Raw genomic sequence first — 9,904 nt, forward strand, 5'->3', positions numbered from 1 at the left:
TGTACTAATTGCCCGTGAGGCTTAACCATACAACACCCAAGAGGTTTTGGGTTGGACTTAAAATAAGCCAGTTGATTGTGGCGAGAACGAACAGCTTTCTAGRTTGATGGTTTTCACTTTTAAAAAAGTGAAGACAAAACAAAATTTTGCTTGGCGACCATAGCGCTTTGGACCCACCTGAYTCCATGCCGAACTCAGTAGTGAAACGAAGCAGCGCCGATGGTAGTGTGGGGTCTCCCCATGTGAGAGTAGGACATCGCCAGGCTTTGATTATAAATTGTGACTGTTGCTTGCGATTTTTGATAGCTACGGTGCTCATGTACTGACTACACTGCGCGTCTCGCTTCAAAACTCCCGTCACACAGACACAATTTAATCATCAAAGCGGATATGCGTAAGACTTTGATGAGAAAATATTAAGCCCTGACCTGACGGTCGGGGCTTTTTTGTATTTGGAAGATCAATAAAGCTCTTGCCCTTTATGCCTTGCTTTAGACTGCCTGCTAAGTAGATAGCATTTCATTTTCTACTTACCCAAGATCCAATAAAAAGCCCCGTCTTGTCGACGGGGCTTTGTCTTTTCAGCTATGTAATAGCTCGATTATTGAATTTTACTGACTCGGCTTACGCGCTCACCTGAAATGGTACGTAGCTGTACCGGGGCGCTGACGTGAGGAGCGTTTGCCGCATCATAGGTCTGCCAGCTTGCACCACTATCAGTTGAGTACTCAATGGTGAGTCCAGGGAATGGCGAGTTCGCTTTCAATATACCACTTTCTATCACCCCACCCGGAACGGGTAAGCGGAACCCAACACCCTGTTGCTCTAGTTGTGGGAACCAGTAGTTCGCTAACTGATTGGCAAAGAGGTTGTAATCAATGTTGCGCTTGGTTTGATTCGCCTCTTGTCCGGTTTGAGTGCTTGCTTCCCACTCGGCACGGTGCCAAGCTCGCTCAGCCATGGCGAAGAGGCGAGGGAAGGTCATGGATTCAAATTGGCCATCGGAGCGAATGGTTTCACTCCAAATAGATGCCTGTAAACCGAGCACGTTTTCTGGACGCGTCAGTGTTTTCACGGTGGCAGCGTCTAGTACCTCTTGTTTGGTGATAGGTGCACCATTGCGTTTTGCATCTGCGTTAGCGTAGAGATCATCGGGCATAAAGCTAAACGTCTTACGGGTGTCGGTAAAACGGGGGGCCCAATAATAGCCGCGCTCACTTGGGTCTGGCTCATAGGGGTGGTCAAAATAGAGGTGTGTGGCTTGGTTATAGATAACCCCATAGCCATTGTTGGCGAGATTATAGGCGCGATCGGCAACGCCCCACTCCCAGATATTTTGCCACGCATTGCCATAGACGTGCTCATTGGCAAGTTGTGCGCGTGGATAGACCTTGTTGTTGTGCATGAGGCCATCTTCCCAACCACCGAGATCGAGCTGATGACGTTGGGTAATGTGCGAAATACGTTCGACAAAGTACTGACTCAGATCGTCAACACTGTTCACACCTGCATTGTTGTCTGCAATAAAGGTCTGACAGACGGGTGACTCTTTCCAAGCACCGGCAATTTCATCACCACCAAAGTGGAATGTATCGAGCGGCTGTATGTCTCGATGCGCATCGACGAGCGCCGCAACCACTGTATCGACGAAGCGATAACTGGATTCCATACAAACATTCATCGCATTGTCTGTGAACATTTGCACAGAAAGGTATTGCGTGTCGTCTTCAAAGTCCGTGAGCAAATATTCTTTCGCTTTGGCTTCATCACCTTGTGCCATGTACTTGTGGTAACGCGCTTCCATCGCTTTAATGGCCGCGTGCGCGTGACCTGGCATATCTACTTCTGGAATGACGGTGATATTGAGTGCCTCTGCCTTACGCAGAATCGCTTGATAATCTTCCGTAGTGTAATACCCATTGGATGCTTCGGTGCCGTCAGGCCCTGCGCCTAAGAAGGGCAACACGCAGCGGGTTTCTGACAAGTCATGACAGCGTTTGCTACCGATGTCTGCCAGTTCTGGTAGGGCTGGGATCTCAATACGCCACGCTTCATCATCACTGAGACGTAAATGGAGCTTGTTGAGTTTCAGTGCGGACATTTGGTCGAGTAACTTTAAGATCGCCTCTTTGCTGCGGAAGTTTCGCGCCGCATCTACAGACAGGCCACGGTAAGCAAAGCGCGGTGCATCGGTTAGCGTCACCGCCTTGAGTGTCTCGCCGGTTTTAAGTTGTAGCAGGCTTTGTGCAGCGTACAGGGCACCCGCTTGATCAGGGGCGTCGATGTCAATACGTTGCTGCTCAGGTTGCACATCTAGGCGATAAGCTTCGTGCCACTGGTCGCTTCCATTAAGGGTGACTTTTCCCCACCCCACATGAATAACTTTTTGATTAGTAGGTGCCCAGTCGGTGGCTGAAATGCCAAGCTGATCGGCAAGCCATTGAGCTTGTGCTTGATAGCCGTTGTCGTAGACCACGGTCCACTCGCTATCGAGGGTGATATGGCCATTTTTCTCAATGCGACTGGCAGGTGTGGGAAGCACGTGTCCTTGGGTATCCACCAACGACAAATCGGCATTGCGTACATAGCGCTGTTCGGCCGTGAACGGGTCATAATGGTCGGTGAGTGCACCGCCGTAACGTTTCCACTGTGCGGGAGCGTCAAAGTCACCGACAAAGGTGAGCTCATCATCCGGTTTGGTGGGCACTTGGCCATTTTTGTGGTTACTGGTGCTGGTAATCAATGCGGTATGCGTGCCAGCTTCATCGTCGGAGGCTAAATACCAATTCGGCATAATATCGGATTTAGCGACTTGCCAGTCAGAGGCATTAAAGCCAACCACTAACTGATCACCGGGAGCAAGCGGAACAAAGCTATCTGTGGGTTCGAGTTTGAAGAGATCCCCATTGACGTGTGAGACTTTAAGTTGATCGGTGTCGATCGACTTGATCATGCGAATGTGGCTGAAATAAATCGCCCAGCCCGTTTTAGGCAGTGTCTGAGTACTTTGGTTGGTAAAGGCGACGTTGCCCGTAAAAGAACGCCAGTCATCTTGCGTATTATCAATGACTTGGTATTGCACATCGAGGCCGTTTCCGAGTGCATCAAGCTGCGATGCAGGCATCGCCCAAGCGGTGCTAGATAATGAAGCGCCGATAAGGAGACCCAGTACGGTAGGTTTGAGCATGCTATCCTCCAAACTTATTTTTTATTGTGAAAATAGTTAATGGGACAGTAGGGGATAGCAATCAAGAAGCCTAGCAATCTTGTCGATTAAAGTGCATTTCTGTCTAAGGACTCAAACTTAATGGTCCGTTTAAGCCTGTGTTTGCACTCAAGGCGCGAGGACGATCGCAGCGAGAGAGTACTCTGTCGCTGCGATACAAATTAACGGGGGACTAAACAGCCTAATGCCAACTGACTATCGACTAACTTGATACCTATATCCAGCATCTCGTCACAGGCGGTGGCGACTGTTTGTGGGTGAATACCACGACACGCGGCAAGGTTCACAATCACGTCAAACTGACCGCGCTTTTTCAGCTGGATGGCAGTGGTTTTGACGCAATAATCGGTTGCCAAACCACCGACAATGACGGTTTCTACCTCTTGGCTGTGCAGCCATTCAATCAAGCCGGTGCTGAGCTTCTCTTCAATATCATGAAAGCACGCACCATAGGGATGTAAGTCGGGTTCGACCCCTTTCCAAACCACATAGTCGTATTCGGTGACAGGAGGTAAGTCGTCAATGGTTTCGAACCCTTTGGTGCCGGGAACCGCGTGTTTGACCCAGGTGAGATCCGCGTTTTTATACGAAAGCGGTTGGAGCATATCGGCAGCATCGTCAACCACCCAAACCGCGTTAGCCGGATGGGCGTCCTTGGTGAGGACACGCACATCTGCGAGCGCGGCTTGGGCATTCAATGCCGCTCCTAATTGATTTCCCTCGGGTACCGGTAACTCGTCTGGGCAGTCGGGTGTAAAGGTACGTTGAGGGTCCACATCAATAGCAGCGATTCTGGCGATACGCATGGCCTGCTCCTTTTATAGAATTTGATTGAGCAAGTGATCGGCGCGCACGCGTTTTATCCGCTTTAACAGCCGCTTTACCGGTAACGGATAATCTTCCATCTTATCGATATGTTTGTAGCTACCGACCAAGCGCGTGTGCTCGAGGATCTTATCCACTTCTTGCTGTTTTTGCGCTTCGAGGCGTTGATGCTTATCGTGGATAAGAATGGCGTTTTCTAAATCTAACTTCCACGCGCGTGGGTTGAGATTATTCCCCGTCAGCAACATGTACTGGCGATCGACCCAAATGCCCTTGAGGTGGAAGCTGTTGTCGTCATGCTTCCAAATATGAATGTTCAACTGGCGTTTGGCGATGGCGGCTTCATTGCGGCGCGCAAAGTTACGCAAGTTCACTTCATAAAGATAGGGCAACGCTGAGATAGTCTTAAACGGCGCCTCTGGGGGAGAGTAAAAATCGTTCGCGGTTTTATCACCGACAATAATGCTGACGGTAACGCCTCGGCGCAGCGCGCGACGGATTTCTCGGACCACGCTACGGGGAGGATTAAAGTAGGGGGTACAAATCACCAACTCTTGATGCGCGCTGGCAATCAAATGACAGATATAGCGGTTGAGTTTGTTCTTACGTTTACCCAGCCCGACCATCGGTGTTAATCCAACCTGATGCTCACTAATCGGCTCATCGTCATAGCGATAGCTTGCGCGTTGTAGCTGGCCGCGAAACTCACGAATACTGGGCTTAAGCGCTTTACTATTTGGCCGGTCTGGCGAGGCGAGACAATTAACGGCACTGTCGGCGGTGAGCGTGTTGACGATAAAGTCTGCCATGGTATCGGCGAGCTTTTTATTGGCCAGCACATGATAGCGGTCATAGCGGTATCGGTCGTGCTGCGCGAGATAGACATCATTGAGGCTGGCGCCGCTATAAAGTACTTTGTCATCAAAGACAAAGCCTTTGAGATGCAAGACTCCAAAGACCTCGCGATTTCGCACGGGGACGCCCAAGACTTCAATCTTGTGGGTGTAGCGCTCGGCATAGGCACGATACAGAGCCGCATTGCCGTCCGATTGTTCGGCGCCAATTAGGCCGCGTTGTGCACGGTGCCAATCAACCAGTACTTTGATGTCGAGCTCGGGGTTAGCTTGTTTCGCCTCATACAAAGCGTCGAGTACGCTACGTCCGGCCTCATCATCTTGTAGATACAGGGCAACCAGATAGATACGTGATTTGGCGTTTTTAATTTCGCTAAGCAGCCGTTCTCTAAAAGAAACTGCGTCTAATAACGTTTCGAGATGTTCTGGCTGGTGCGCAATGGTGGGCAGGCGATCAATTAGCTGCCGATTTGCGTTAGCTGAATCCATTGTTACCTCATGTTGTTCGACGGCCAGAGTCGAGCGGTTTGATGCTAAACCCTGAATTGTACCAGAAATCGTGGCAAGCAACGGATCTCTGATCCTAGGCTTTGCCATTATCATCACGCTTTCCCCTGATACGCCATCGCAACTAAGTCTTTGCCGGCGTGACAATAACTGTCAAATCGGGTAGCGAGATCCTCGGGTAGCGCCTCGCGTTCGACCACATCAAAACCGTGGCGCGCGTAAAGCCCAGTGAGATGGCGAAAGGCAAGGCAGAAACACGGCTTTGCCGCGATCGTCTCTTGGACGTCGGTCAGTAAGCGATCGCTCAACCCCGTCCCTCGTAGCGCTGGGCTAATGAGCATGCCGGTTAATAGTTGATAGGTTGGCCGTTGCTGAAAACGTACAGCGCCACACAAGCCATTTGGCCCATCAATCACCCAAATTACTTCATCTTTTTTGGGTTTGCCCGGTGGGTAGTGAGTTTTATAAAGCCGAGCCACCAATGGAAAACGCAATGGCTCCAGCGGGTGAATACGATAATTATCCATAGTCCAATAGGTGCGCAATACGAGCAGGACAGGTAGTATACCTATCACTGAGTTTCCTGACAGCGTAATGCATTCATGAAGTGGTTATCTGATGTGTCTTTGACACCCCATCATACATTTGGTTTACCGGCACGCGCTCATGCGGTGGTTGAAGCGCATAGCATTGCTGACTTATGCGCCATTTGGCAGCATCCAGACTATGCAAGCTTACCCAAGTTGATCGTTGGGGAAGGCAGTAATCTGCTGTTTTGTGAGGATTACGCGGGTGTGGTGGTGCTAAACCGCTTGTCTGGTCTTGAGGTAGAGGAAACGCCGCACGACTATCTTCTGCATGTGGGCGCCGGCCAGTCTTGGCACCAACTGGTTGCTTGGACGATTGAGCAAGGCATGCCCGGACTGGAAAATCTTGCCCTTATTCCGGGATGTGTGGGCGCGGCCCCGATTCAAAATATTGGCGCTTATGGCGTCGAGTTTTGCGAACGTTGCGACTATGTCGATATCATTAATCCTCGCACTCAAGAAACGCGCCGCTTGACGCGAGAAGCCTGCCAATTTGGGTATCGTGACTCCATTTTTAAAACGGAGGCGATGACGGGGTGGGTGATCACGCAAGTGGGATTTCGATTAGCGAAAGCGTGGCAGCCAGTGCTCAAATATGGAGCGTTAGCCGATCTCAACGGTGAGCAGGTGTCCGCGCAAACTATTTTTGATGCAGTGTGTGCGATTCGCCAAGCTAAGCTTCCCGATCCACGGGAATGCGGTAATGCAGGGAGCTTCTTTAAAAACCCAGTGGTGGATGCACAGCATGCACAAACCTTGCAAACTCGTTATCCCGATATGCCCATGTACCCGGCTGGTGAGGGCAAAGCGAAGCTTGCAGCTGGCTGGTTAATTGACCAATGTGGCTTAAAAGGAGCGAGACAAGGCGGTGCGCGTGTCCATCCTAAGCAAGCATTAGTGCTGACTAACATTGATCATGCCACTAGCCAAGACGTCGTCCAACTCGCAAAACGCGTGGTCGATGACGTACAGGCGCGGTTTGGTGTCACCTTACACCATGAGGTGCGCTTTATGGGCGCACAGGGTGAAACCACCTTGGAGGCGCAATGAGCCGTACACATAGCGCAAGGTTAGCCCTTATCGGCCGTTTATCCGACGGTGAATTCCACTCAGGCGAAATGCTAGGAGACGCGTTGGGCATGAGCCGGGCGGCTATCAGCAAACACATTAAAGTGTTGCAGTCATGGGGGCTAGATATTTACCGTGTGCAAGGTAAAGGCTATTGCTTATCGCAACCGATTGAGTTGCTCGATGAAGCTTGGCTAAGTGATCACACTGATGTGCCTGCCTTATCCGTTATCCCAGTCATTGACTCTACCAACCAGTATTTGATGGAACGTGTTGGACAACTAACGTCAGGTAGTGTGTGTTTGGCTGAGTATCAACAGCAAGGACGCGGTCGGCGAGGGCGTGTGTGGCAATCACCGTTCGGGAGCAATCTGTATCTATCGATGTATTGGCGCCTGGATGCGGGACCAGCGGCTGCGATGGGGTTGAGCCTTGTGGTGGGTGTGGCGATGACTAAGGCGTTGCATGAACTGGGCGCGCCCGGTGTGAAAGTAAAATGGCCGAACGATCTCTATTATCAAGATAAAAAGCTTGCGGGCATCTTAGTGGAAATGACGGGGCAAACCGGTGATGCGGCACATCTTGTGATTGGGATGGGGCTGAATATTGGTATGGGACCGCACGTCAGCGAGCATATTGATCAGCCGTGGGCGCGATTGGCCGATGCGTGTCAGCCGATGCCATCACGTAACGTGCTTGCCAGTGTATTGATAAGCCGTTTACAAGAAGCTTTGCTCGATTATGAAAAAACCGGCTTAGCGGGGATCATGGATGATTGGCAGCAATTAGATAATTTCAAAGAGCGTCCCGTGAAACTCTTGATGGGGGATCGCGAAGTTCGCGGCATTGAGCGTGGGATTGATGAGCATGGTGCGTTGTTACTGGACGTGGATGGCGTCATCACACCCTATTTAGGGGGAGAAATTTCACTAAGGCGTGATGACTAACCGTTATTTACGTACGCGTATGCGCTGGACTGAATGATTAGCGCCTTTCTCTAAGATCAAGCTGGCTCTCTCTCGGGTAGGAAGAATGTTTTCCATTAAGTTCCGCCCGTTGATTTCATCCCAAATACTCGCGGCGGTATCTTTGGCCTCGGCAACCGATAGACGCGTGTAGTGATGAAAATACGCATCCGGGTCTAAAAAGGCGCCGCGACGGAATTTCATAAATCGCTCGATATACCAGTGTTTGAGCAATGCCGGTTCGGCGTCAACATAAATAGAGAAGTCGAGAAAATCTGAAATAAACACATGATGAGGATCATGTGGGTAATCCATCCCACTCTGTAGAACATTCAATCCCTCTAGGATCAAAATATCGGGCTTTTCGACTTTCTGCACTTCACCAGTGATGTCATACACCAAATGTGAGTATATCGGCGCTTCCACACAGGCTTTACCGGATTTTACATCTGCCACAAACTCCACCAATTTGCGCATGTTATATGATTGAGGAAAGCCTTTGCGTTTCATCAATCCACGCGCTTCCAACTCCGCGTTGGAATACAAAAAACCGTCGGTAGTCACTAAGGCTACCTTGGGGTGATCGGGCCAGCGAGTCAGTAGGGTTTTTAATAAACGTGCAGTGGTACTTTTACCGACCGCGACACTGCCTGCAATCCCAATAATGTAGGGGACATGATTGGAGGCAGGCTGGGTCAAAAACTCGTCGAGCACCTCAGTGCGACTCTTGCGCGACTTGATATACAGGTTGAGTAGTCGTGACAGAGGCAAGTAAACATCTCTCACCTCATCCATTGAGAGGTGCTCGTTTAGCCCTCGCAGGCGTTCAATGTCGTCTTCGGTGAGCGTCATGGGCACTGCATCCCTCAGTTCAGCCCATTGTTGACGGTCGAACGACAAATAAGGCGTTAGCGTTGCGTTCATGGTCCGTTTGCCTTAAGCCAATAAAGAGGTGGACGATACCGCAATCTGCGTATCAGGAAAAGTAGTGGTCCGCGTTGTTGTTATTTAGGATTGGCTATTTTAGCAACAATTAAGCCCTAAATTGTGCAACAGGCGAAAAAATCACCTGTTTTTTTGATTTTTCCTATTGCAAGGCCCCATTTCATCGCATAGAATGCGCAGCACTTGTCGCCGGCTTAGCTCAGTTGGTAGAGCAACTGACTTGTAATCAGTAGGTCGCCAGTTCGATTCCGGCAGCCGGCACCAAAATTAGGTGGGATTCCCGAGCGGTCAAAGGGATCAGACTGTAAATCTGACGGCTCAGCCTTCGAAGGTTCGAATCCTTCTCCCACCACCATTTTCAAATTGTTTGAATAGCTCTACGAGAAACGATTGCGGGCATCGTATAATGGCTATTACCTCAGCCTTCCAAGCTGATGATGCGGGTTCGATTCCCGCTGCCCGCTCCACTCTTTTTAGAGTGCTGATATAGCTCAGTCGGTAGAGCGCACCCTTGGTAAGGGTGAGGTCGGCAGTTCAAATCTGCCTATCAGCACCATCCTCTCCAAGGTAACTTCAAGCCGTTTGATATATACTCAACAAACCTAATTGTTGGTTGTGTGGTCGTAATGCCACCGAAATACCGTGCTTAGAGGGACTGTCATGTCTAAAGAAAAATTTGAACGTACGAAACCGCACGTTAACGTTGGTACTATCGGCCACGTTGACCATGGTAAAACTACTCTGACTGCCGCTATCTGTACTGTACTTGCAAAAGTACACGGTGGTGCAGCGCGTGACTTCGCATCAATCGATAACGCACCAGAAGAGCGTGAGCGTGGTATCACCATCGCGACTTCGCACGTAGAATACGATACGCCAACTCGCCACTACGCGCACGTTGACTGCCCAGGGCACGCCGACTACGTG

At 50.3% G+C, this 9,904-nt stretch carries 8 protein-coding genes, 4 tRNA genes and 1 rRNA gene; 8 read left to right on the forward strand and 5 right to left on the reverse strand.

What is annotated here, in order from left to right; translation table 11 throughout:
* Positions 1 to 149 precede the first annotated feature (149 nt).
* Positions 150 to 265: ribosomal RNA gene (rrf, locus tag BZG82_RS15315) — 5S ribosomal RNA — on the forward strand.
* Positions 266 to 601: 336 nt separating this feature from the next.
* Here rrf and BZG82_RS15320 read toward each other — a convergent pair.
* From BZG82_RS15320 to BZG82_RS15335, 4 genes are all read right to left on the reverse strand, one after another.
* Entirely contained in the window at positions 602 to 3,187 is a 2,586-nt protein-coding gene (locus BZG82_RS15320; RefSeq protein ID WP_077479054.1) for a family 20 glycosylhydrolase, read from the reverse strand.
* Positions 3,188 to 3,387: 200 nt separating this feature from the next.
* Complete coding sequence (locus BZG82_RS15325; protein ID WP_077479055.1) at positions 3,388 to 4,032, reverse strand: isochorismatase family protein; 645 nt, start codon at positions 4,030 to 4,032, stop codon at positions 3,388 to 3,390.
* A gap of 12 nt (positions 4,033 to 4,044) precedes the next feature.
* Positions 4,045 to 5,394: a CDP-diacylglycerol--serine O-phosphatidyltransferase gene (gene pssA, locus BZG82_RS15330; RefSeq protein ID WP_077663519.1), complete on the reverse strand. Its 1,350-nt coding sequence runs from the start codon at positions 5,392 to 5,394 to the stop codon at positions 4,045 to 4,047.
* A gap of 113 nt (positions 5,395 to 5,507) precedes the next feature.
* Positions 5,508 to 5,987 carry a GNAT family N-acetyltransferase gene (locus tag BZG82_RS15335; RefSeq protein WP_338012755.1) on the reverse strand — a complete coding sequence of 160 codons (480 nt, stop codon included), beginning with the start codon at positions 5,985 to 5,987 and terminating at the stop codon, positions 5,508 to 5,510.
* A gap of 27 nt (positions 5,988 to 6,014) precedes the next feature.
* Here BZG82_RS15335 and murB point away from each other — a divergent pair, with 27 nt between their 5' ends.
* Together murB and birA are read left to right on the forward strand one after the other, a co-directional pair.
* The gene (murB, locus tag BZG82_RS15340; RefSeq protein ID WP_077479058.1) at positions 6,015 to 7,049 is read left to right on the forward strand and encodes a UDP-N-acetylmuramate dehydrogenase; all 1,035 of its coding nucleotides are present in this window, start codon (positions 6,015 to 6,017) and stop codon (positions 7,047 to 7,049) included.
* Positions 7,046 to 8,014, forward strand: a complete 969-nt coding sequence (birA, locus tag BZG82_RS15345; RefSeq protein WP_077479059.1) for a bifunctional biotin--[acetyl-CoA-carboxylase] ligase/biotin operon repressor BirA — start codon at positions 7,046 to 7,048, stop codon at positions 8,012 to 8,014. The genes murB and birA overlap by 4 nt, the downstream gene beginning before the upstream one ends.
* Before the next feature lie 3 nt (positions 8,015 to 8,017).
* Here birA and coaA read toward each other — a convergent pair whose 3' ends face one another.
* On the reverse strand, positions 8,018 to 8,956 hold the full coding sequence (coaA, locus tag BZG82_RS15350) for a type I pantothenate kinase (protein ID WP_069587006.1): 939 nt from the start codon (positions 8,954 to 8,956) through the stop codon (positions 8,018 to 8,020).
* Positions 8,957 to 9,165: 209 nt separating this feature from the next.
* On the opposite strand from coaA, the gene BZG82_RS15355 reads away from it, so the two are divergent.
* The 5 genes from BZG82_RS15355 to BZG82_RS15375 all read left to right on the forward strand — a co-directional run.
* A tRNA-Thr gene (locus BZG82_RS15355) sits at positions 9,166 to 9,241 on the forward strand.
* 6 nt (positions 9,242 to 9,247) lie between these two features.
* Positions 9,248 to 9,332: transfer RNA gene (locus tag BZG82_RS15360), tRNA-Tyr, on the forward strand.
* A 37-nt stretch (positions 9,333 to 9,369) separates the two neighbouring features.
* A tRNA-Gly gene (locus BZG82_RS15365) sits at positions 9,370 to 9,444 on the forward strand.
* Between the two features lie 13 nt (positions 9,445 to 9,457).
* Positions 9,458 to 9,533: transfer RNA gene (locus BZG82_RS15370), tRNA-Thr, on the forward strand.
* A gap of 104 nt (positions 9,534 to 9,637) precedes the next feature.
* Positions 9,638 to 9,904, forward strand: a 267-nt coding sequence (locus tag BZG82_RS15375) for a GTP-binding protein (RefSeq protein WP_241837392.1), incomplete at its 3' end; no start/stop codon positions are given.

Source organism: Salinivibrio sp. PR5 (assembly GCF_001996085.1).
Taxonomy (GTDB): Bacteria; Pseudomonadota; Gammaproteobacteria; order Enterobacterales; family Vibrionaceae; genus Salinivibrio; species Salinivibrio proteolyticus.